The sequence below is a fragment of the Bradyrhizobium sp. HKCCYLRH2060 genome (genome assembly GCF_051168135.1).
GTDB lineage: Bacteria > Pseudomonadota > Alphaproteobacteria > Rhizobiales > Xanthobacteraceae > Bradyrhizobium.
Window position 1 is genome coordinate 148884 of record NZ_JBNPUK010000005.1, and the last position, 24412, is coordinate 173295.

The window sequence follows — 24412 nt, forward strand, 5'->3', positions numbered from 1 at the left end:
ACGCGACACTTTGCGAACAACTCTCATTTTCAGAAATGGATGGAAACTTTTCGCATTCCGGCCACCGGCGGAACCAGCTTTGGACCGCTTTCCCCCGCTTCTTGACTTGCATTCGCAACAGGCACGCGCCGGTTGCGGGCGTTCAAACGAACCCAAGTCAGAGTTTTGCGTAACGAATGGGGTGGTCGAGTATGGGTAAGGCAATCTTTCCAAGGAGCTTGCGAGGGGCAAGCGGGCACGAGTGGGAGCCATCTCCCGAGATTTCCGGTGTGAAAGTCTCGGCAGTCGCGAGCCTGATCGCGGTTGCCTCGTTCTCCAGTGCCGAAGCCCAGCAGGCGCCGCTGCCGTCCGTCAACGTCGAAGCCCCGGTCGCGCGTCCCAAGCCGGCCGCCTCGCGTCCGACCGCGGACCAGGTCCGCGCCCGCGACGCGATGCGCCGCGCCGCCCGCCAGCAACAGCAGCAGCAGGCCGCGGCGCCGAAGAGCAATCTGCCGCCCGACCGCAACCCCTATTCCAGCCCCGCCTCCGACTACAAGGGCGAGCGGCTGCAGGCCTCCGGCAAGTTTCCGGAGAAGCTGCTCAACACGCCGAAGACGGTGACGGTGCTGAGCAAGGAGATCCTGGCCGACAAGAACTCCACCAGCCTCAAATCCGCCGTGCTTTCCACCGCCGGCGTGACGCTCGGCACCGGCGAAGGCGGCAACGCGTTCGGCGACCGCTTCTTCATCCGCGGCTTCGACGCCCGCAACGACGTCTTCATCGACGGCGTGCGTGACGCCGGCGTCTCCGTGCGCGAGAACTTCTTCACCGAGCAGGTCGAGATCCTGCGCGGCCCGAACTCCTCGTTCGCCGGCCGCGGCACCACCGGCGGCGCCATCAACATCGTGACCAAGCAGGCCACGACCGAGAACAGCTTCTACAACATGGACACCACGCTCGGCACCGACCGCACCAAGCGCGTGGTGATCGACGTCAACCAGAAGATCACGCCGACCTTCGCCGCGCGCGTCGGCGGCCTGTTCCAGGATGCCGGCGTCGCGGGCCGCGACTACGTCACCGACAACCGCAACGGCGGCTTCATCGCCACCAAGTGGACGCCGCTCGACACCGTGACGCTGTCCGCCAACTACATCCACAACGAGGTGACGGGACGTCCGGACTTCGGCGTACCGTATTATCGGCCGAGCACGCTCACCGCCGGCGCGCCGTTCCCCGAGGTCGGCGCTCCGCGCAACGCCTGGTACGGCTTCGTCAACCGCGACTTCTCGCGCGTCGGACAGGACATCGGCACGCTCAATGCCGAGGTGAAGGTCACCCCTGACCTGACGATCTCCGACAAGTTCCGGGTATCGCGCTCGACCCTGAACTATATCGGCACTCTGCCGGAAGGCCCGACGCTCACCAATCCTCTCTCGAACTCGACGATCCGGGCCAATCCGCAGAGCCGCTTCCAGCAGACCGACGTGCTCGCCAACCAGCTCGAGGCGACCTACAAGTTCGACACCGGCAACTTCAGGCATACCATGCTCGCCGGCCTCGAGGTCTCGCAGGAAAAGGCGCTCATCAACAGCTACACCGGCCTGACCTCCGAGCAGCAAGGTCTCGCGTTCGCCGGCAGCGGTTCGCTGTCGGGCGTGAGCGTGTTCAACCCGCAGTTCACCAACCTGCCGTTCGGCATTCCGTCGCTGGGACAATTCCCGACGAACGTGAAGATCGACTCGGCGAGCGTCTACGCCCTGGACAGCGTCAACTACCGCGATCTCGTCATCCTCAACGGCGGCGTGCGCTATGACAAATACGACGTTCGGGTCGATGGCTTCGGGACGGTCAACGGCGTCGCCAACACGCCGGGCTCGACCGCGGCCTCCAGCGGCATGCCGAACTTCAACGTCGGCATGACGTTGAAGCCGGTGCCCTACGCCAGCTTCTATGCGGCCTATGCCACGTCGTCGAACCCGGTCGGCGCCGAGTTCGACGGTCTCAGCCCGCAATATGGCGGCCTGTCGGCGGTGACCAATGGCGGCGCCAACCAGATCTTCGGGCCGGAGAAGAACACCTCGATCGAGATCGGCACCAAATGGGAGCTGCTCGACGGCCGCCTGCTGGTCACGGGCGCCTTGTTCCAGACCGAGAAGGAGAATGCCCGCGAGTCGCGCAACATCACCAGCGCCGCGCAGGCCACCGCGGACTGCCCGTATCCGGCAGGCACCGTCGGCTCCGTGCCGTGTCTCTCGGCCGGTGCCGCCTACCGCATCCGCGGCATCGATCTGCAGGCGGGCGGCAAGCTGACCGACAAATGGAGCATCTTCGGCGGCATCGTGCTGATGCAGTCGGAGGTGACGAAGTCGAACATCCCGCCGGCCAACACCGCGCTGTTCACCAGCAATGTCGGCCTGCAGCTCGCCAACACCGCGCACCAGTCGTTCAGCCTGCTGACGAAGTACCAGATCAACGACACCTGGGAGATCGGCGGCCAGGCGGTGTACCGCTCGAAGATCTTCGGCGGCACCTGGCTGGCGGCGAACCAGGGCACCGAGCTGCCGAGCTACTGGCGCTTCGACGCGTTCGCGGAAGCCAAGCTCGACAAGAACTGGACGGCGAAGCTGTTCGTTGCCAACATCTTCGACAAGCTCTACTACGACGCTCTCTATCAGAGTGCCACCCCGTTCGTGCTCGTCGGTCCGGGACGAAGCGCATCGATCGTCCTGTCAGGACGGTTCTGATCGCACACCCAAGCCGGGGCATACATCAAGTGATGAGTTCATGCTGATCTGTGTCCCCGGAATTCTGAGCAAAGACGATGTGGCGGATTTCCGCCGCATCATGGACTCCAGCGACTGGGAGGACGGCCGCTCGACGGCCGGCGCCCAGTCGGCCATGGTCAAGCGCAACGAGCAGTTGCCGCCCGACAGCGAGGTGGCGCGCAAGCTCGGCCACCGCATCATCTCGGCGATGACCGCCAATCCGCGCTTTCTCGCCGCCGCGATCCCGCAGCAGATCTTTCCGCCGCTGTTCAACCGCTACAGCGCGCAGTCGGGCCACCATTTCGGCATCCACGTCGACAACGCGGTGCGCGGCGACAAGCTCACCGGCCTGCGCATTCGCACCGACCTCTCGGTCACGCTGTTCCTCTCCGAGCCGGAGGACTACGACGGCGGCGAGCTGGTGATCGAGGATCTGTACGGCTCGCACGAGGTGAAGCTGCCCGCCGGCGACCTCGTGCTGTACCCCGCCTCGAGCCTGCACATGGTCACGCCAGTGACGCGCGGCGTCCGCGTCGCCTCGTTCTTCTGGCTGCAGAGCATGATCCGCGATCCCCTCGCGCGCAGCATGATCTTCGATCTCGATACGACGATCCAGGGTTTGTCGCAGCGGATGGGGCGCGACGATCCGGAAATGGTGCGGCTGACCGGCCTTTATCACAACCTGATCCGCTACTGGGCGGAGAACTGAACTTCCGTCCCCAATCGCGCCGATCACGTTGAGTTCGATCGCCTTTGAGCCGGGTTGCACGAGGTGCAGCCCGGCTCATTCGTTTGGATGGCGACCGCTCGCTGCAGCACTGTTCTCGGCGCGCTCGCGATGGACCGCCATCCGAGCTCACATTCGGCAGCTATGCCGGAGAGATTGTGCGTTTCGCGAACTACCGCCATTCCCTTGCGGCCAACATCGACGTTGATCACGACGAAACGAGAGTCGCGCGGCGCACGCTATCTTTCGAACCGTGCCGATCTCAGCAGCACTATGATTCGGTCCCGAGGCCTTCCGGCTTGTCGGACGGCATCACAGATGCACGCACAAGTGCTCTCACCGGCCGAACGGGCCCATCACGCCCGCACCGACTAATTAGAATTGATGGAAGACCGAACGGCGGCATTTGCGTGACAGGCAGCCGCATTGGCGACGCTGCGCAAGGCGCATCCGCCTCACAGCAGGACTTTCAGGGAGTTAAGACGCGATGCACGCCATCGCGGGCTGTTACGCAGGTCGCACGATTCGATTTTTCGTTTGGCATCGCACCCACGGCGGCAACTGCCGGCGTCGATGTTCCCGCTTTGAGTCAACGCGGCGTCTCAAAACAGCCGGGTTAGGACTGGAAACATTACGGAGCGGTTAACTACCAAGGGGTGTTCAGCAACATGTTCAGGATCGTTCTTCAAGTAGGAGCGGTGATCGCAGCGGTTTCGGCCGGCGCCATGGCGCATGCCGAGCAGCCGGCCACATCGCCGAGACCTGGCCAGGCTGCAACAGCGCCGCAGACCACAGCATCAAATCCAGCGAATGCGACCGGAGCGAAAGCCGCTCAGACTCCGACGACAGCCGCCACCGCGCAGGCGCCTGCAGTTGCGCCCGTCAACACCGCGGCCGGCGCGTCGACTCCCGCTGCGCATGCGGCTCCGGCTCAGAGCATGGCACCGAAGCCGGTGACGACGGGACAGGCATCCACGGCGCCGGCCGTTGCCCAGGCCGCGCCGCAGGTCGCGGCGCCTGCGCCCGCGGCTCCGACGACCAGCGGCGTCGCACCGACGGCTGCGCCGGCTCCGTCTGCTACCACGCCGCAAGCCGCGGCACCGAGCCAGCCGCCGGCGGCCGCAACGACCGACACCCAACCGTCGACGGCGGCCGAAGCCGTGACTGACGCGGCAGCGGGCGACAAGGCGAAGGACCAGGCAGAGAAGCCGGCGCAAGGCGGCGCGCAGCCGTCAGCTCACGTTCCGCATGATCTGTCGCCATGGTCGATGTTCCTGGCCGCCGACATTCTCGTGAAGTCGGTCATGATGGGGCTCGCGCTCGCCTCGCTCGCGACCTGGACCGTCTTCATCGCCAAGACCATCGAGTTCTCCATCCTGCGCCGGAAGCTGAGCAGCGCGCTGCGCAAGGTCGATGACGTACGCTGGCTGTCGGAAGCCAAGCTCGCGCTGGGATCACGGCAGAACGTGCTGACGACCCTGATCGATGCCGCCATGCACGAAATCAGGATGTCGTCCGAGCTGCCGTCTCACGGCGTCAACGAGCGCGCTGCGTCGAGCTTCTCCGAGATCGTGCGTGCCGAGGGCCGGCGTTGCCGGACCGGCATGGGCCTGCTCGCCACGATCGGCTCGATCTCGCCCTTTGTCGGCCTGTTCGGCACGGTCTGGGGCATCATGAACAGCTTCATCGGCATCTCGAAGTCGCAGACCACCAACCTCGCCGTCGTCGCGCCCGGCATCGCCGAAGCGCTGCTCGCAACCGCCATCGGCCTCGTCGCCGCGATCCCGGCCGTGATCATCTACAATCACTTCACGCGGGTGACGAAAGGCTACATGGAGCTCGTGAACCGGTCCTCCGGCGCCACCGCCCGGATGTTGTCGCGCGATCTCGATCGCGGCCAGAGCCACCACAGCAGCCATCACGGCGAGCGCTTCGAGCCGATCCACGTCCACTCAGCGCCTCCGATGGCGCTGGCAGCGGAGTAGCTCCATGGCCGTTTCTCTCTCGGAAGGCGATGGCGACGATGATCTCGGCGAGACCAGTGACATCAACGTCACGCCCTTCATCGACGTGATCCTGGTGCTGCTGATCATCTTCATGGTGGCGGCACCCCTGTCGACGGTCGACGTGCCTGTCGATCTCCCGACATCGACGGCCACGCCGCAGAAGAAGCCGGACAAGCCGATCTATGTCAGCATCAAGCCGGATCTGACACTGTTCGTCGGCGAGGAGCAGGTGAAACGGGCGAGCCTGGTGAGCACCCTCGAACACATCCCCGAGGCAGCGAAGGACAAGTTCATCTTCCTGCGCGCCGACCGGGGCGTGGCGTATGGAGAGCTGATGGACGTGATGGAGCTGCTGCGGACCGGCGGCTATCCGAAGATCAAGCTCGTGACTGTCGAAGGCGTCTCACAGGCCGCCGCCCAGGCTGCACATTGAAACCAGTGAAACGACGGAACTGAAGAATGGTCGAACACAAGTATCAGGGAGCGTCGCGCCGCTTGTGGATCTCAGCCGCGATCGGCGCCCTCATGTTGCACGGTGGCGGCGCCGCGCTCGCGGTCGTCCATCTCAGCGGCAATGACGTGGACGGCGGCCTCGGCGCGGCCGGCGCCGAATTCGCGCTCGAGATAGCCTCGCCCCAGGTCGAGGACAACGATCTTCCGCCGGGTCCCGACAGCGACGCGGCCGAAGCTGCGCCGGAGCAGATGCAGCAGACCGCCGAAGTCAAGGAGTCCGACGCCGTCAAGGACAAGCCGACCGAAACCGAGGAGGAGGCCGATCGGGTCGTCACGCAGAACGAACCCAAGAAGCCGGAGAAGGAGGAACAGCAGCAGGCGACCCAGCAGGCCGAGGCGTCGGTCGCATCTGCCGCGCAGGAGGAATCGGCCCGCAAGGCGCTGGACGAGGCCGCGCCGCCGGCCGAGACGGCCAAGGCCCCCAATCCGGGAATGGGCAAGGACAAGCAGAAGCTGACCAACGATTGGGGCCGCAAGATCAGCGCCTATTTCGAGCTGCACAAGCGCTATCCGGAAGGCAAGAAGCACAATGGCACGGTCAAGGTGGCGCTGGTGCTGAGCCGGGCCGGCAAGGTGGTGTCCGCGTCCGTCATGCAGTCGTGCGGCGACTCGATGTTCGATGATGCCGCGCTGGCGATGATCCGCCGCTCCGACCCTGTGCCTGCACCGCCGTCCGGACTGACGGACGATCAGTTCAGCTTCAGCCTCGACGTGAACTTCAATCAGAAGAAATAGTCGCGGCCGGACTGCCGCGCAGATCCGGACCTGGCAGCGCTCACGTCGTGGGCGCTGCATTTCATTTTGGAGACTGGAGCCGGGCACTCCCGCTGCGCGTCCACCCGTTGCAGGGGAGCTATACTACACGGCGAAGCCAGAGCGAGAAACTCCGGCTTCCAGGCTTGCGGCCTTGCCCGGAGGATGACTGTTGGCTGCGTCACGACAAGAAGCGCGATCTCCAGGCACGTCCTCAGAAGACCACAGATGCCGCGCGCGGGTGCGTGCCGGGCTGCCGATCAGTACTGCACCCGTGCCCCGACCTGCACCACGGTCGCCGACAGGTTGTTTTCGCGGAAGTTGGAGCGCGTCTCCTCGCGCCGGACGCTGGCCCTGAGCTGCAGCAGGCGTGAGAACTTGTAGAGCATGCCGAGCTCGACCAGGTAGCGGTTGTCGACGCGCGTCGTTCCGGTGAACGCGTCCTCGCCATAGCCGGCGAGGAACGTGCCGATGAGCCAGGGCTCGAACTGATGCTCGACGCCGACGGTGACGTCGCGCTTGAGCACGCCGGAAATGCCGGGCTCGGTGATCTCCACCACCTGCGACTTGGCCCCCAGCGCGATCGCCGTCTCCTTGGCGAACTGCCATGTCAGATTGGCGTCGGCAATGAAGCCGTTGACCGGCTTGAGCATCGGATCCTGGTAGCGGCGCGTCAGGTAGCCGACGGCGACGTCGCCGGTCAGCTTGTCGGCGTAGTTGAATGTCACGCCGGCCTCGACGGCCGTCCCGGTGGAGTCGCGGCGGAAGCCTTCGGCATCGACCGCGATGTCGTGAACGCGGCGATCGACGGCGACGTCGACGAAGGGACGGATCTCCGGCGTCAGATTGTAGGTGATGCGGCTCTGCGAGCCGTATTGGACGAAGTTGCGGTCGGCATTGCTGACGATCTGGCCGTCGACGAGCGGCGCGTTCTGGAACGCGACGCGGTCGATGGCGGCCTTGGTCGAGACCTCGACCTCCTCGAACCGCTTGGTGACGCCGGCGGAGCCGCCGACGGTGGAGGCCAGCGGAATCCTGGCGAACCGGCCGGCGAAGCGCGGCGTGCCGGGATCATCGGCATCGACGGCAACGTGGCCCTCGCCGTTGAGCGCAAACGTATCGGTGATGTCGTAGCGCCCATTCACCTTGGCGTCGACGGTAGGCCTGCTGAGCTGCCGGAGCTTTGCATAGTCGATGTAGCCGACGCGCACATCGGCGTTGAGCAGATGCCGCTCGAACTGAGAGCGCACGAGCAGGACCGGCGCAACGCTGACGAAGGCCGAGCCCCTGCCCTGCGGCACACGGCCGGGATTGCTGTCGAAGCCTGAGGACATTTCGAACGCAGGCTTCAGGATGAAGTTTCCCACCGTGATACCCTTGGGCTCATAGGGGTCTTCCTCCATCATCGGCGGCTGCGGCTGATCCTGCGGCTTCTGCCCCTTGTTCACCGGCGGCAGCCGCATCTTCGGCTTGTCGGCCAGAACGGGCGGAATCGGCTGTGCATCCTGTCGCGGAATCGGCGGCAGATTGCGCGGCAGCACGCCGCGCGTCGCCGGCGGCGGACTGACGGCGAACGCCAGCGCGTCCAGGCAGCGGTTAGGGACGTTGGTGACCGACAACCGGCCCGGCGTCGACAGGCAGCCACCGACCAGAAGGCCGGCTGACGGTGTGCCGAAGAAGCCATTGCGGACAGGCGCCAGGCGCGGCGCCGGCTCGCGGCGCGCGGCCTGCGGAAGCGCGCCCGCTCCGGCATCGACCGGAGATCGCGGCCGCGGCGGTGGAGCCTCGTCCACCTGGGTGGCCGCCTTGGGCTCCGGCTCGACGCCACCAGGCGAAACGATCACCTGCGGAATGACCAGCGGTCCGTTGCCGTTGGCAGGCCGCGCCGGCTGCCGGCGGCGATTGGGCACGACTACCACCGGCCCCCCGTCGGAGGCTCCGGGATCTGCATAGGCTCTCACCTGGCTGCCCGGAACGACGGTCTCAGCGGACGACGGCGCGGCTCCAAGCAGCGTCACGAGCAGCACGGTGATCGCCACCGTCTCCTCCTGGCACCGTGAGACGTCGCGACCGATGCCACGTCTGGAAGCGACCGTCTGTCGTGCTGCCCGTTCCAAAGAGCCTCGTCTCCGTCGAGTTCGGCAACCTGCGAAGCGCGGCGCCCGCGGCGTGACGCATTCCGGCATCACGGCATCACGGCGCCCAAGGCCGGATCACTCGATGATCAGCGCGCCCTTGTTGCCCTGATGGAAATCGTCGAAGAATTCGTAGCGTCCCGGCTTCTGCGCCTTGACCTTCACGACGCCTTCCATGTTCGGCTTGATCACCGTTTCGAACTCCAGAGGCTCGCTCTCGAACTCGACCGGCGCGCCATCCAGATTCTTGACCTTGAACACGATCGGCGTGTCGGCCGGCGCCTTCATCTCCGCCGGCTGAAACTTGTTGTCCTTGACCGATATCTCGATGGTCGTCTCAGCCGCCGCTGCCGGCAGCGCGAACGCCGCGATCAACAGCACGGCGACTCCTGCTGCCTGTCCCTTGTCAAAGAGATTCATGATGTATGTCCCTGTCCCGAATTCACCCGAATGTGCCGAACCGTCTTCCAGCGCTCACCTGTTTCGACGAGCCTCCGACACTTCATAGAACGACTATGAAGTCCCGAATGCGGCAATTTGCCGTGTCGAAATTTGACAACATCGTTGTGTGCGACAAAGCGCGCGGATTTATTAGTTGTGCGGCGTCGAGGCGCCGCGCAGACGCGTCGGCTCGAGCATCGCCGATGCGCGCCGAATGACAATGACGAACATCAGCGGTCTCCGCGGTCGGGAGCAGCACGATCACCTGAGTTCGCAGCTGTGCTGATATGAGACACGACAGGTCATGCAGCGCCGTCGCGCACGCCGCGAACCACACGAGGCTCACGATCGACCGCTTACGCTGCGTACAGCACCTGCATGATTCTCATGCACCGGCTCATCGAGACGAGTACGAGCGAGATGCACGAAGGAACGCGCTCGCACTGGTCTCATGCGGCATGGACCGCAATATGCGTGTGCGCCCATCCAGCTCGAGCCGTGTGCGGACGAGCCTCGCGCGCACCAGAAATGAAATCAGGCGCGGGCCTGCTCGCCCATATCGCCGGCGAGCGCACACGACCGATGCCCGCCGTCTCATCTGCCGACCCCCAGCCGCCTGTCGTGAACGCTGAGGGATCGCGGCATACGCGCAGGCTTCGCGGCGCCGGGCGCCGGATTCACGCGCAGGGGCGGCAGATCGGGGACGACGGATATTTGCTCCTCGTCCGCCACGGGCTCGGGCTCCGGGCTCTGGCGTGCGACGCTGCGCGCCGGCGCGGCGCGCATGATGCCCGGCACGCGCTTGCGTCCCGTGACCATCGCGCGCATCAGGTTCTCCCGCTGCAGCAAGCTCATCCACACCGTGCCGAGCACATGCACGGCGATCAGGGCGATGATGGCATTGGACGACAGCGCATGCGCCTGCTCGATCCAGCCGACGCCGAAGAACCGGACCGAGACCTGCATGACGCCGCTGATGGTCGAGACGATCAGAAGCGCGAGCATCACGACCAGCATCGCGGCCCCCGCCGGGTTCAGCCCGAGATAGCGTCCCGTCTCTCCGCGCAGCATGCCCACGATATACTGAGGCGCCGCCCGCAGCTTGAGGCTGATCCGCGCGAACAGCGAATGACGGCTGCCGATCAGCCCCCAGATCAGCCTGAAGGCGAGAAGACCGATGACGGCATAGCCCGCGAGGCGGTGCAGGCGATCGAAGGTGTTGGGCGTGACGCAGGCGACGAGCACGAAGGCCGCGAGCGACCAGTGCCAGACGCGCAGCGGAAGATCCCAGACCGCCACGGTCCCCGGACGTGAGTTCGCCGGCGTCGGGGAGGCGACGCTCCGCTGCGCCTGGCCTGCGTCACGCATGACCATCAGATCACTTCGCCTTGGTGTGCTTCAGCGCGAGGTCCTCGGGGCTGTAAAACAGCTCATAGAGCTTGCCGCCCTTGACACCGTAAACCTCGTAGCAGGTGCCCTCGATCTTGGTCTGCCGAACCTCGTAGCCCGCGGCCTTCGCCTTCGCCTCGGCTTCGGCGGTCGTCTTCCACGACGCCTTGTCGAGCCTGGTGCAATCCTTGTAGCCGTCGGCGAGCGCCGCGGAGCCCGACGCCAGACCCGCCGCCAAGACCACGCCTAACAGTTTGATGACCTTCATTATGAAATTCCTCCTCGAAGACTGCGCCATCGGCGCCAACAGCGCTCGATGCGCGGACTACAAAGGGGAGGGAGATTTCAACGAAACTTGGACGTCATCGTCCGCGGTGGATGGCCTCGACCACGCAGGCGCGGCTCGAAACGTTCCGCATCCGGCCGCAATGTCGCTGAGATGCGAACTCACATGCGGTCCAGTCAGGATCGAACCATGTCGGCAGGCTACTGATCTCTTCAGGACTCGACCCCGTGCCGGGTTCCCTGCGCGTTGCAACTGATATTGATTCGCAAGGATGTAGCAGCATCGTCGTGAGGCGTATGCGCTTTGCTCCCGCACAAGGCGTGGCCGGCGCGGCGTGCGGGACCACACTCCCGCCCGATTGCCGCTGTGACCATGGTGAGGCGAGAAAGGAACCGACAGCTACAAGGCTGCGACCTTAAGCCTCAGAAAAATTTTCTGAGCATCGCGATCGTTCGCACGACCAGATCGAGATCGGTGGTGGACGATGACGATGCGGCTGCTTGCGAACGGATCTAGCGGCCGTCAGACGCACATCCGTGCGGACAACGGCAAGGCCATCCTGATCCTGGACGCGGGCGATACTCTTGCCGACACGGACTGCCGACCAGGATGGCGAGTCGCTGCAGGAAAACGACGTCTCGGATGCCTCGGCAACGACGTCCCCGCTTGCGCCGGGATCTGCCATGGACGCGCGTCCGGACGAGCGGCCGTTGCCGGATGGCGGATCGTCCTTGCCGCCATCGCGCGACAGGCGCCGCCCTCAGCGATGGATCCTCGCGGAGCGACCGAGCTTGCGTCCCACGGTCGCGCGCAAGCCGACGCGCATCACGCGCCCGGCCGTTGGGAATCAGGGCTATCGCACTTGACGATACAAGTTTGAGGTCGGCTCCTTCCACACCGTCATGCCCGGGCTCCGTCCCGGCCATCCACGTCGTTCGGCATCCTGGGAAGGACGTGGATGCCCGGGACGGAGCCCGGGCATGACGACGTGGAGGCAGCGCAGCGAAACACTCAGATCTTCATATGCGATAGCCCTGGTTGGGAATGGAGAGGTCGTCACTTCGTCCCGGAGAAGACGCGGCTGATGAAGTCAGAGCTCTCGGGGGACTTCGTCATCTCCGGCGACGGCTCGGGCTGGGCCGGCGGCTCTGCCGGCACGGATCGGATCTGCGGTCGGTTTCGGGCGGTGACGCCGCGTGTCGCGCGCGCCTCCTGCTCGCCTCCGTTCGGCTTGCTCACCGTGATCATGATCTTCTCGGAGATCACCGGCGGATCGAAGTTGAGATGCCTGGTGTCACCCAGCACGAGCTGCAGCGTGTGCTTGCCGGGCGACAATTCGATCCGCGCCTCGGTCTCCCCCGCTGCGTAATGAACGTGTTTCTTGTCACGCGGAATCTCCTCGCCGGCCTGCATCGTCTCGTCGACGTCGACGAGAAGATGATGATGGCCACTGCCGGCGAAATCGTCGCCCGCATGGGTGACGCCCATGTTGCGCAGTCCGAAGCGAGCGATAAAGGGCCCGGTCACCGTCTCCCCATCCGCAGGAGAGATGAAATAGACGCGGGCATCCTTCGCGGCCTTCGTTCCCTTGGCTGGCGCCAATGACGGCGCGAGCACGAGCGACGCGATCAGGATGAAGTGGAGTCGCGCAGACATCGGCAGCATGCAGATCCCCTATGGTGAGAGCGCAACGCGGAAACCCAGCGTCGGATGCCGGATGCGGCCGTCATAGCGATCGCGACTGCCGGCCCGCGCATCGGCCGCGCCGTTCTTCCATGATCCCGAGCGGATGACGCGGGCATAGCTGCCCTCCTCGAGCCAGGCCGATCCATCCGCCGGCGCGCCCCTGTAGTTCTTGTGCCAGTTGTCGGCCACCCACTGGCCGACGCCGCCGCCCATGTCGAACAGGCCGTAAGGATTGGCCTGGACGCTGCCGATCTTCGGCGGCTGATCCGTCTCGGCGTCCCCCGTGCCGTTGCAGCCCTTGCAACTGGCCATCCCCGGGCGCATGCGATCGCCCCACCAATAGCGGGTTCGCTGGCCGCCGCGCGCGGCATATTCCCACTCGGCCTCGGTCGGCAGCCGGAACGCCTTGCCGGTCGCCTTCGACAGCCAGGCGAGATAGGCCTGCGTGTCGTCGTAGCTCAGGTTGGTGACCGGACGATCATCCGCACCGGCCGCGATGTCGGCGCAGCTTGCCGCCGCGACACACTGCTTCCACTCGCCGATCGTCACGGGATGCTTGCCGAGCGAGAACGGTCGCACGCTGACCTGATGCGACGGCTGCTCGGACTCGTCGTCGCCGCCCATCGCAAAACTGCCGCCGGCGATCGCAACCAGCTCGGGCACGCGCAGCTTCGGCTCGGCGTCCGGCGCCGGCGGGATCGCCGCGGTGCCGGATGATCGCGCCAGCGTTGCCTCGAGTGCAGGAGCCGGCTGACGCGGCGCGATGAAGGCGCTGGACGGCGGTCGCGCAACGTCCTGGGGCGCGCTGGCGGCTTCCAGCAGGATCCGGCGCGGCGGAGGCAGCGGCGCGGCGGACTGCGCCTCCTGCTGCGAGCTCGATGATCCTGACCCAGGCGGCGCCTGAATCAGCAGCCTGATCTCGCGTAACGGCAGCAGCACGCCGCCGAGGAAGACGATGCCGAGGACCCCGACGCCGAGCGCTCCGCGGATCAGCTTCTTGCGACTTCCTTGAGCCGGTGCGAGGAGGACGTTCAGCCGGCCGCCCTCACCCGTCTCCTCCTGATCATCGTCGCTGCCGTCGTCCCATCTGTCCGGACCGGACGCCGCCGGCGCAAGCGACGGGCGCACCGGAGAGACTGGCGCAGCTTCTCGTCGAGCCGCACTCTCCGGCTCTGCGGTCTCCCATTCGGCATCGAGCGACTGCTCGAGCGCGCCGCACATCATCAGCAGCAGCCCGCCTTCGCTCTTGCCGGTCCAACGCTCCTGCACCTCGGGACACTCGACCTGATCCTCGACGCGCAGGAAGCTCGGCGGACGCATCGGGCTGAGCGAGACCTGCACCGTGCGGCCGCAGCGCCGGCAAGCCACCGCGCGGGAATCCTCCGGCAGCGCATCCTCGGCGAGCTTGGGAGCCCGCAGCCATTGCAACGCTGAACTCTCGCTCATGCTGTCCTCGCTCGTGATGCCCGCCAACCCCGTTACTGACCCCAGCTGGCGAACACGTCCTTGAACACGCGGTCGCCGTCGGATCCCTTCTCGATCGACAGCAGCGCCCGGTTGCCGCCCTCGTAGACGATCGGAATGTCGAACCACTGCTTGCCCTTGAGAAGCAGCAGGTTGCGCTTGGTGTCGACCTCGTTGGCGGACAGCGCGACCATGAAGTACTTCGGCGTCACGCGGGCGGTCTGGGTCACCAGCGCCGTCCCGCGCTCGGCCTCCTCGCCCTTCAGGCCGATGCCCCTCAGGCTGGTCAGGCCGCTCACCGACTGATCCGGCCAGTCGAACTTGAGCTCCATGATGTGGCTCGCCGGCATCTCCATGTCGGCGTTCCGCCGCAGCGAGATCGTGGCCTTGGTGCCGTTCTCGATCTCGATCTCCCCCTTGATCGCCGGCGCCGCATCGAGTCGCGGACCCCTGCTCTGCTCGATCGACCAGGTGACCTTGCCAGGATAGCGCTTGCCCTTCGGATCCTGCGGATCTTCGTGATAGAGGAACGCCTGCGCCGGTGTGCTGACCGGCACGCTCATGCCGACCGTGGCATGCTCCTCGGCCGCAGCGGCGATCGCCGGCTTGGCCTCCGGCGCGATCCGCTCCGCATTGACCTTGCGGGCGCCCGGTTCGCTCGGCAGCGCGGACGCTGCCGTCGCACCGCTCAGGGCCGGCTGGATCCATTCCGACGCGCGCTCCCAGGACACCGCCGCACCGACGATCGCCAGCAGCCCGGCCGCGGCAACTGCCATCACGCGCCGGCTCGGCAGGCGGCGGCGTGGTGCCGCGGCGTTCTCCGTCGCCTTGAACGCCATCTCGACGAGAGAAGGGTGAATCTTGATCTCTGCCGCCGGCGTTACGGACTCCGCAACAGAGGCTGGAGCCGCGGCAGCGGCGGCAGGCTCAGTGGTGGCAGAAGCCGCTGCCGCAGCGGATGTCGCAACGACGCCTGTCTTCACGGGCTCTGCCGACGCGGCGCTCGTGGGCTTCGCGTCGATCTCTGCTGTGACCACCTTGCTTTCGCCAGGGCGCTGCGGCACCGCGAGCCGATCGGCGACAATGATCGGCGCTTCGGCGACGATGGTCGCGCGCGGTTGGGTCGGCTCGACCGTGGCCGGCTCCTCGACGGCCGGAAGCTCGGGCGGAGCCGAAGCCGGCGTCACGATGTCCGCGGCCGGCTCGCGCGGCGGACGCCGGCGCAGAACGCGAATCTCCGGCGAGGGCTTGGGCGCAGCCGCGCGGCTCTCGGCACGCTGCGCTATCGCGGGCGCGCTCGGCTTGCCCGCGGCAGACGTGACGATGTCCGTCCCCGAGCGGCGCGCCATCGAGAGATATTTCGCGACAGTGGCGATCTCCTCTTCGAGCGAGTGCGTCGTGATGACCTGCCGCGGCTGCGGCCGCTGCTTCGGCGCCGGCACAGCCGCGCGGGCCGGCCGCGGCAGCTCGGCGGCTGGTGCATCGGCCGATCTGGACGTATCGGCGGGCAGCAGCTGAGCTGTGACCGAGGCCGCCTCGACGCCGGCAGGGCGCGCACGCAGCTCGATCATGCGATCGGGAAAGAGGATCGCGGCGAGATCGCGCAGCGAGGCACCCGGCATCAGCAGCCGCCGCAGCGCCGGCGGCAGGCTACGCAGCGCGGTCGTCTCGGTGCGTTTGACAACAGTATCGTTGCGGCCGGCTTCGACCAAGGTCCCGTCGTCGTGACGCGCGTCGCAGATCAGAACCTTACGGGCCCGCAGCATCGCCGTCAGTTCGCGCAGATCGGAGCGCGAGGCGTGGTCGACGACCAGAAGATCGAAGGTGCCGATCCGGGCCGGCAGCAACTCGGCGACACGCCAGGCCGGCATCACGTGACAAGGAATCTCCTCGAGCCAGCCGTCCAGAGACCTGCGCGCGGCAAACCGAAGCCGGCGCGCGGTCGGACCGGAGCAGGCCGACGCCATCTTCTGCATCGAGTCCCTGAACCGCTTCACCGCTTGCCTGACGGCGCCGCCCGCATTCTGCGCGATGGCCAGCGACATGCGGGCACCGATCACCGCTTCGAACAGAGCGAGCGAGCGCGTCTCAAGCCGCGCGCGCTGAGCCGCGAGGTCATGCAGCAGCTGCCGCTCCTCCGGACTTTCGATCCGCATCAGCACGGCCCAATTCCACGCCGCCACCCATTCCGCGAGCGTCGTCGCATCCTTCGCCTCGCCCGCGGCCGGCGCGGACCGCAGTCGCTGCGCCAGACTCGGCGCGCCCGCTGCAGTCGCCATCCGGCAGGCGGTCCTGACGAGTTCGTAGTCCGGGCCGGCCTCGCGGATCTTCTCCATGGTTGCGAGAATGCCTGTCCACCGCGTTTCGAGCTCCTGGGGCTCCGTCTCGGCGTCACCGACCCGCGACAGCACGTCATCCTGAACAGAGACGGCGAGTTCTCCCGCCCGGGCGAACAACTCGCCCAGGCGAGCGAGCTCGACCAGCGGTCCCGATACGCGCGTCATGACGGTCCGGATCGCCGCGCCGAACGCGGCCAGCCGCTGTGCATCGGCCAGCATCGCCCTGACGTCGCCGTCCGGCATCGACAGCTTGGAGCAGGCATCGGCCACGTTGCGGACGGCGAGCGCGGCCGTCACGACGGCGGCCTCGACGCTCCTGACGATGTGCTCGAGGTCATCGAACGCGCGCGCCGATTCCAGTTGAAGCGCGGGTGCATCGATCTGCGTTGCGATCGACGTCCAGCGCGCGCGCAACGCATGCAGGTCGTGACGCCACAGCAGGAAGCGCCCGACATATTGCCAATCCGCCGGCTTCGACGGCGCGGCCCCGTCCACCGTGATGGCCTCGACGGCGGCCTTCAGCGCGCGGCGCGACGGCGAGAACCGCGCGAACGGCTTCTCGCCGGCCGCAAGCCGTTCGACCACGCGAATCGCATCCCTCCTGGTGAACGCCTCGACCGGCGCCTGCACCTGACGCCTCGTGAATTCGGCGCTTCGGGACAGCTGGAACGACGCATCACGCGCCCAGCCCACGACCTTGTCGAGAGCCACGGGCTCGTCGGCCTTGGTGGTGCCGAGCGGCGACAGACGCGCGAGCCAGGGCGCCTCCGCGATGGCGCGATGGCCGGCCACCAGCGCATCGAGATCGGCCGCCAGGCGGTTGGTTGCGTCGAGCCCGAAGGTCGCGATGGCGTCGAGCGCGAGATCCTCGTCGCGGCCTGCGTCCGACGTCAGCCCTGCCTGGTGCTGCAGCTCCGCGTGCAGACGCAGGATCGCGGCAGTGTCGGGAAGCGCCGCGAGCTCTGGCAACTCGACATCGATGTGCTTGAGATCACCGGCAAGCCGCAGCCGCGCCTCGCGTGCCTTGTCGACCGCCGTGACGAGCGGGTCGGTGGCCGCGAGCAGGCGCTTCGGCCGGTCGGTGAACCAGGCATGCGCCTCCTGTTCGCCGATCAGCGCCTTGAACAGATCGAACGGCAGCTCCGGCAAGCCGCCGGCGAGCCGCAGGTTGCGCTGGACGATCTCGGCGATCTCGTCGTCGAGCGATGCGATCTGCGTGCGCTTCGAGATGATGTCGCGTTCGAGCCGGCCGATCTGACCGACCTGATCGCGCAGATTCGGCGTGTCCAGGATCGATTGCAGCCGGCCGGCCAGGGCTTCGGCCTTCCTGAGCACGTCCTTGTCGGAGCCGGTCGAGCTGACGGTCAGCTCGCGAATGGCCGGCGGCAGCTTCTGATGCAGCAGGGAAAGTGCAGCCTCGTCCCTGGACACGACGAGGACGCGCGAGCCGAGCGCGAGGTGATGGCAGACGACGTTGACGAGCGCCGCGATCCGATCGTCGCGTGCGACAGACTGGACCATCAGGCCATCCGACCGCGACAGCTCGCGCACGACCTCGACATCCTCCGCGACAGCCGGCAGCGGGAAGAACAGATCACCCTGCTCGACCGCGGCAGGCTTTGGCGCAGGCGCAATGTCGATGGGGCCCCCGACGATGCCGGACAGGTGCCGCCGCGCATTGGCGTGGCCACGTCCATCCGGCTGCGAGAGCAGCGCGTTCACGGCTCCCGACAGGCAGCACTCACTCTGCGGCGCATGCTCGATCGCGGTCTTGAGACTGTCGATGTCGCGCAGGGCGAGGCTCTCCGGCCGCCGCCGCGCGGATATGACCCAGCGTCCCGCCGCGATGGCGGCCTCCATGGCCGGCGTGCCGTCCGACGACACGGGATCGCGCGACGTCCTGTGACCGGATTGCACGCCTGCGGCGCTCAGGATCTGATCGGTCCCGATCGGCGTGAACGGCGACAGCTCTGCGCGCTGCTCCAGCGCCTCGACCAGGCGATCCGGCTTGTCGCGCACGGCAAGCGCGGCGTCCGGCGCCACGGCATCGAGCGCCCTCAAATTGACGGTTGCGCCGACGAAGCGCGGCCGGACCCTGACCTCGGCATCCGGGCGCGCGATGATCTCGATCTCGACCGCGCGCTCGAACAGCGGCAACTCGAATTCCCGCCCGCCCTGCCGCCAAGACGACAGCGCGACGCCCCACATGACCTCCATGACCTGATCGGCGCCGGCCGTGGCCGCCATGTCGCGCAGCCGCTGGTGGATCGACATGGTCCGGCGGCGCATGCGCTCGGTGTCGGCCCAGGCGGTCCATGGCCCGCTGATATAGCGCTCGATCCGCTGCACGAGGTCAGGACGCTGCTCCAGGCGCAGCCGTCCAGTCCAGGCGCCCAGCTCCGGGGCCGGCGAAAAATCCTCAGGCCGCGCGTGGCGGGCAAAGGTGAGGCGGTTCTTCTCGATCTCATCGACCGTGACCACGATGCTCTCGTGCGGCGATGGACGACGGTCGGGATCGGACGACGGCTCGACCCAGGTCTTGAGATCGTAGTCGATGGCAGGCGGCTCCGTCGCGGCAAGCGCCTCGACGGCGAGCCACACCGGACCGTCGACATCGAAGGTATTGATCACCACGCCCGGCAGGCCCGCCAGCTCCTCCTGGTCGAGCGCGAAGCCATGATCGTCGGCGAATGGATGATCCGGCTGACGCTCCGCCGGGGAGCCCTCGGCACGAATGATCTCGGTCAGACTGCCGAGCACGTGCTGCAACGGCTCGACGGCCGATCCCATGCCGAGTGCTTCGCTCGTCGAGGACGCCCAGGCGTCGGTCGGCGACTGCGGCTCCAGGGCTGCCGCGCCGATAGCACCAAGCAGCCGCATGCCGTGATCGGCTGCACTGCTCTGCGCCTTGCGATCGCCCGCGCCGGCCTCGTTGGGCCGCACATTCACCAGCTGGCTCATCGCGCAGATCCTTCTCTGAAGTCGGCCGCAACGTCGGCGCGAGCTCGGCGAGAGGCTGACCGACAAGGATGGCCCTGCGCATGATCACGGAGCGCCGGGCGATCGGAGAGTGGGTTCAGAGTGGACAAGCTTGCCTCGCTGCAACGTCGACGGAACTCCCGACTCGTTGCGGAGGGGTATGGCGAAGTGAGGTCACATCAATGACCCGACAGGTAGATGAATGTGACGATTCTCGCTCCCGTCGGAGAATCGGGAAAAAATCCCGGGTCATTCGATGAGGAAAATCTTAGCTAAGAAGTTTGTTAGTCTTGGCTTTTTGTGTAGCGTCGCGCGCGTGGCCGACAACAAGCTTGGGTTGCGGACGAATACGCTGGAATGTGTCTAAGAATACTTCTAACGCTCAAGAAGAAATATCGAGACGCATGCCGAACGCCCGATGTCCACGCCGCAGCACGGCTGCGGTCCATGTTCGACCACGAGCCCGCCGCGTATGCGGCTCGCTTGCAGGGGGGCGGCGCCACAAGCATTGGCGCCAGCGTGCATGGCACCGCGTCGTTCCCTCCCCGAATACGGTGATTGCATCCGACCGAAACGGCGTCGCCGTGCCCCCCACGATGGCCCGCCAAAGAAGCCCGGGGATGTCGCCGGATCCCATGCGATGGCTCTGCAGCCGACGCTGCTTGAAACACCCTCGAAGCTGAAGTAGCTGTTGTTGCAATGACATCGACGTCGTCCAGACGTTTCCCGATCGATGGGGCCGGGACTGCATGGTGAGGCAACGGACGAGGGCTGCGGCCGCATGCGGTGCCGTGCTGTTCACGCTGGTTTCGCTGCCGTCGCGCGCGCAGGCGCAGACTGCCGGTACGGCCGAGCGCGAACCTGCGTCGGTCAAGCTTTCCGCAACGCAACAAAAGCAGATCGGGCTCCAGACCGCCGTCCTGGCGGCGGAATCCCATCCCGAACAGTTTCGCGCCTACGGCACGGTGCTGGACGTCGCCAGGCTCACCGACCTGACCAACAACTACGCCAATGCCCAGGCGCAGCTGCAGACGGCGCAAGCGAAGCTCGACGTCGCAAGGCTCGCATTCGAGCGCGCCCGCGACCTCGTGCAGTCGGCGGCGATGCCGCGCAAGGATGCCGAGGCGGCGGAGGGCACCTTCCGGACCGATCAAGCCTCCCTGGCCGCGGCGGAATCGCAAGTGAAGACCTTGATGGCGACGGCGCGGCAGGAATGGGGCGCCGTCATCGGCAAAGGCATCATCGAGCGCTCGCCGCAGGTCGTGCAACTGATCGAACGCGAGCAGTTGCTGGTGCAGGTCACGCTGCCGCCCGGCGTGACTCTGGCCGCGCCGCCGCGCGGTGCGCTGGCGCAGGCGCCGACCCGCAGCGTCAACATCGATCTGCGCTATCTGTCGGCTGCGCCGCGAACGGATCCGCGCATCCAGGGCGTGAGCTATTACTTCGTCGCCGCCGGCGACAGCGGGCTGCTGCCGGGGATGAACACCATCGCCTACGTACCCTCGGGCAAGTCGTTCGACGGCGTCTTCGTCGAGGACACCGCGATCGTGCAATGGCAGGGCCGCTCATGGGTCTATCTGCGCGCCGGTCCCGAGATCTTCAAGCGCCACCCGATCCGCACCGATCAGCCGGTGTCCGACGACGACTATGTCGTGCAAGACATTCCGTCGGGCTCCGAGATCGTCCTGCGCGGCGCGCAGGTGCTGTTGTCGGAGGAGGCCAAGAGCGAGCTGCGCGGCGGCGGCGACGATGATTGACGGCGCTCGCGGCGCCGCGGCCGGCCCCCAGGCGGCGCTGATCTCGTTTGCCATCCGCTTTCGCGGCATCGTGCTGGCGCTGGCCTGCACCATTCTCGGCTATGGCATCTTCTCGCTGGGCAGCGCCAACTACGCGGTGTTTCCCGAATTTGCGCCGCCACAGGTCTCGATCCAGACCGAGGCCCCCGGGCTCAGTCCGGAACAGGTCGAGGTGCTGGTCACGCAGCCGATCGAAACCGCGATCAACGGCCTGGCCGGCGTCGAGAGCATGAGGTCGTCGTCGATCCAGGGCCTGTCCGTCATCTCGGTCATTTTCCAGCCCGGCACCGAGGTCTACCGCGCGCGGCAACTGGTGACCGAGCGACTCGCGGTCGTCGCCGGCAGCCTGCCACAGGGCGTGCGGGTGCCATCGATGACGCCGCTGGTGCCGGCGGCCGGCACCGTGCTGGCGATCGGGCTGACCTCCGAGCAGCGCTCGCTGATGGATCTGCGCACGATCGCCGACTGGACCGTGAGCCGGCGGCTGCTGGCGGTCGCGGGCGTCGCGCAGGTCACGACCTATGGCCGTGACATCCGGTCGCTGCAGGTGCAGGTGCGATCCGACGATCTGGTCCGCTTCGGCGTCGGCATGAACGACGTCGTCGCCGCCGCGCGCAAGGCCACCGGCGTGCGCGGCGCCGGCTTCGTCGACACCGCCAACCAGCGGGTCATCCTGCAGACGCAGGGCCAGTCGCTCACACCCGAGCAGTTGGCGCGTACGGTCCTGCTGCACCAGGGCGGCGCCAGCGTGGTGCTCGGCGACGTCGCGACGGTCGTGAACGCGCCGGAGCCGCCGATCGGAGGCGCGCTGATCAACGGCCGGCCCGGCATCATGATGATGATCAGCCAGCAATTCGGCGCCAACACGCGCAACGTCGCGGCGCGCGTCGAGGCCGCGCTGCGGGATCTGCGGCCGGCGCTCGACAGCGAGAAGGTCAAGCTGCACGCCGATCTGTTCCGCCCGGCGACCTTCATCGATGCGGCGACGGAGAACGTGCTGTTCGCCCTGCTGATCGGCGGCGCCCTGGTCATCATCGTGCTGTTCCTGTTCCTCTACGATTGGCGCACCTCCGTCATCAGTTGCACCGCGATCCCGCTGTCGCTGTTCTCGGCCGTGCTGGCCCTGCAGTGGATGGGACAGAGCCTGGACACGATGACCCTCGGCGGCCTCGCCATCGCGATCGGCGAGGTCGTCGACGATGCCGTGATCGGGGTCGAGAACGTGGTGCGCCGGCTGCGCGAGAACCGCGGCCTGCCGTCGCCGCGCAGCGAAGCGCGCGTGGTCTACGATGCCATGCTCGAGGTGCGCAGCGCGGTCGCCTATGCGACCTTCGCCGTGCTGCTGGTGTTCGTGCCGATCCTTGCGCTGCCGGGCCTCGCCGGCCGGCTGTTCGGGCCGCTCGGCATCGCCTATATCCTCGCGGTGGTGGCCTCGCTGATCGTCGCGCTGACGGTCACACCCGCGCTGTCGATGCTGCTGCTGGCCGGTCGCACGCCGCGAGAGCAACGCGAGCCGCCACTGGTGCGCTGGTCGCGCCGCCACTACGAGACGCTGTTGCGGCGGCTCGGCCGGTTTCCCAAGTCGGTCATGCTGACGGCCGTGCTGGTGACCGCCGGCGGCGCAAGCCTGGTGCCGTTCTTCGGCGGCACTTTCCTGCCCGACCTGAAGGAGGGCCACCTGATCCTCCACGTCTCGACACTGCCGGGGACCTCGCTCGACGAATCGCTGCGGCTGGGCACGCTGATCGCCGAGGCCCTGAAGGGTGTCCCCGAGGTCCGCAGCGTGGCGCAGCATGCCGGCCGCGCCGAAGCCGGCGTCGATACCGCGGGCACGCATTCGAGCGAGATCGAGGTCGACCTGAAGCCGGGGCTGTCAGGCGACCAGCAGGAGCTGGCGCAGCAGCGCATCCGTGCCGCGCTCGCCAACTTCGCCGGCATCAACCTGTCGATCAAGACCTACCTGACCGAGCGCATCGAGGAGACGCTGTCCGGCTTCAACGCCGCCGTGGTCATCAACGTGTTCGGCCCCGATCTCGACGATCTCGAGCGCGCGGCGCGCGACATCGCGCGCGAGCTCGGCGAGGTCTGGGGCGCGATCGACATCCAGCAGCAGTCGCCGCCGGGCATGCCGCAGGTCAACGTGACCCTGCGCCCGACCGATCTGCAATCCTGGGGCCTGGACGCGGTCGAGGTGCTGGAGCTGATCCGCACCGCCTATCAGGGCGACGTGGTCGGCCAGGCCTATGAAGGCAACGTCGTCTTCAACGTCATCGTCAAGCTGGACCCGGATGCGACGGCACGCCCGACCGAGATCGGCAACATGCCGATCCGGACGCCGAGCGGCGCCTACATCCTCCTGAAGCAGGTCGCGGACGTCTATGGCACCGCGGGGCGCTACGTCGTGCTTCATCGCAATGGGCAGCGCGTCCAGACCGTGACCGCCAACGTGGCCGAGCGTGATCTCGAATCTTTCGTGGCCGCGGCCAAGCGGAAGATCGCCAAGGAGGTGAAGCTGCCGCCGGGCGCCCATGTCGAGTTCACCGGCGCGGCCGAGGCGCAGGCCAAATCACGCCGCGACCTGCTGGTGAACTCGCTGCTGGCGACGATCGGCATCGTGCTGCTGCTGTCGTTCGTCACCGGGCACTGGCGCAACCTGGTGCTGGTGCTGATCAACCTGCCGTTCGCCTTCGTCGGCGGCGTCATCGCGGTCGCGCTGACCGGCGGCGTGCTGTCGCTTGGCTCGATGGTGGGCTTCGTGACGCTGTTCGGAATCGCGCTGCGCAACTCGATCCTGATGATCTCGCATTACGAGCATCTGGTCATCGCCGAAGGCCGTGCCTGGACTCTGGAGACCGCGATCGCCGGCGCCGCCGACCGCCTGGTGCCGATCCTGATGACCTCGCTGGTGACCGGCCTCGGCCTGCTGCCGCTCGCGCTCGGCGCCGGCGAGCCGGGCCGCGAGATCGAGGGACCAATGGCGATCGTCATCCTCGGCGGCCTGTTGACGTCGATGGCGCTGAACCTGCTGGTGCTACCGACCCTGGCGCTGCGCTTCGGGCGGTTTGCGAGCGGTCTGCAGACCCGCGGAGATGTCACGGCGAACTGATCGTGGGCGTTAGACGTCCGCGACGTTCGCCGCACGTGGCTGCTCGAC

General features: G+C 66.9%; 14 protein-coding genes. 7 read left to right on the forward strand and 7 right to left on the reverse strand.

The features are described 5' to 3' along the window. Positions 1-191 precede the first annotated feature (191 nt). The 5 genes from ACQR10_RS13240 to ACQR10_RS13260 all read left to right on the forward strand — a co-directional run bounded on the left by ACQR10_RS13240 (position 192) and on the right by ACQR10_RS13260 (position 6725). On the forward strand, positions 192-2723 hold the full coding sequence (locus ACQR10_RS13240) for a TonB-dependent receptor (RefSeq protein WP_316217213.1): 2532 nt from the start codon (positions 192-194) through the stop codon (positions 2721-2723). 40 nt (positions 2724-2763) lie between these two features. Further along, positions 2764-3453 (forward strand): Fe2+-dependent dioxygenase, encoded by a 690-nt coding sequence (locus ACQR10_RS13245; protein WP_434839619.1) that lies wholly within the window; start codon positions 2764-2766, stop codon positions 3451-3453. A gap of 956 nt (positions 3454-4409) precedes the next feature. Next, complete coding sequence (exbB, locus tag ACQR10_RS13250; RefSeq protein WP_316217215.1) at positions 4410-5456, forward strand: tonB-system energizer ExbB; 1047 nt, start codon at positions 4410-4412, stop codon at positions 5454-5456. A 4-nt stretch (positions 5457-5460) separates the two neighbouring features. Beyond that, on the forward strand, positions 5461-5910 hold the full coding sequence (exbD, locus tag ACQR10_RS13255; RefSeq protein ID WP_315736414.1) for a TonB system transport protein ExbD: 450 nt from the start codon (positions 5461-5463) through the stop codon (positions 5908-5910). A gap of 26 nt (positions 5911-5936) precedes the next feature. After that, positions 5937-6725 carry an energy transducer TonB gene (locus tag ACQR10_RS13260; RefSeq protein WP_315802679.1) on the forward strand — a complete coding sequence of 263 codons (789 nt, stop codon included), beginning with the start codon at positions 5937-5939 and terminating at the stop codon, positions 6723-6725. Between the two features lie 278 nt (positions 6726-7003). Here the strand turns inward: ACQR10_RS13260 and ACQR10_RS13265 are convergent, their stop codons facing one another. The 7 genes from ACQR10_RS13265 to ACQR10_RS13295 all read right to left on the reverse strand — a co-directional run bounded on the left by ACQR10_RS13265 (position 7004) and on the right by ACQR10_RS13295 (position 19444). After that, positions 7004-8860 (reverse strand): outer membrane beta-barrel protein, encoded by a 1857-nt coding sequence (locus tag ACQR10_RS13265; protein WP_316217216.1) that lies wholly within the window; start codon positions 8858-8860, stop codon positions 7004-7006. Between the two features lie 96 nt (positions 8861-8956). Continuing rightward, the gene (locus tag ACQR10_RS13270; RefSeq protein ID WP_316217217.1) at positions 8957-9298 is read right to left on the reverse strand and encodes a cupredoxin domain-containing protein; all 342 of its coding nucleotides are present in this window, start codon (positions 9296-9298) and stop codon (positions 8957-8959) included. A gap of 615 nt (positions 9299-9913) precedes the next feature. After that, positions 9914-10687 (reverse strand): cytochrome b/b6 domain-containing protein, encoded by a 774-nt coding sequence (locus ACQR10_RS13275; RefSeq protein ID WP_316217229.1) that lies wholly within the window; start codon positions 10685-10687, stop codon positions 9914-9916. A 10-nt stretch (positions 10688-10697) separates the two neighbouring features. Next, a complete protein-coding gene (locus ACQR10_RS13280; RefSeq protein WP_315802676.1) occupies positions 10698-10976 on the reverse strand; it encodes a PepSY domain-containing protein in 279 nt (92 codons plus the stop codon). A 1074-nt stretch (positions 10977-12050) separates the two neighbouring features. After that, positions 12051-12659: a DUF4399 domain-containing protein gene (locus tag ACQR10_RS13285; protein ID WP_316217218.1), complete on the reverse strand. Its 609-nt coding sequence runs from the start codon at positions 12657-12659 to the stop codon at positions 12051-12053. Positions 12660-12668: 9 nt separating this feature from the next. Further along, positions 12669-14126, reverse strand: coding sequence for a formylglycine-generating enzyme family protein (locus ACQR10_RS13290; RefSeq protein ID WP_316217219.1), 1458 nt, complete (start codon positions 14124-14126; stop codon positions 12669-12671). A gap of 32 nt (positions 14127-14158) precedes the next feature. Further along, positions 14159-19444, reverse strand: a complete 5286-nt coding sequence (locus ACQR10_RS13295; protein WP_316217220.1) for an AAA family ATPase — start codon at positions 19442-19444, stop codon at positions 14159-14161. A gap of 767 nt (positions 19445-20211) precedes the next feature. Between ACQR10_RS13295 and ACQR10_RS13300 the strand changes: the two genes are divergently transcribed. Together ACQR10_RS13300 and ACQR10_RS13305 are read left to right on the forward strand one after the other, a co-directional pair. Further along, positions 20212-21219 (forward strand): efflux RND transporter periplasmic adaptor subunit, encoded by a 1008-nt coding sequence (locus ACQR10_RS13300; protein WP_316217221.1) that lies wholly within the window; start codon positions 20212-20214, stop codon positions 21217-21219. After that, positions 21212-24364, forward strand: a complete 3153-nt coding sequence (locus ACQR10_RS13305; protein WP_316217222.1) for an efflux RND transporter permease subunit — start codon at positions 21212-21214, stop codon at positions 24362-24364. Before ACQR10_RS13300 ends, ACQR10_RS13305 begins: the two co-directional genes overlap by 8 nt. Positions 24365-24412 lie beyond the last annotated feature (48 nt).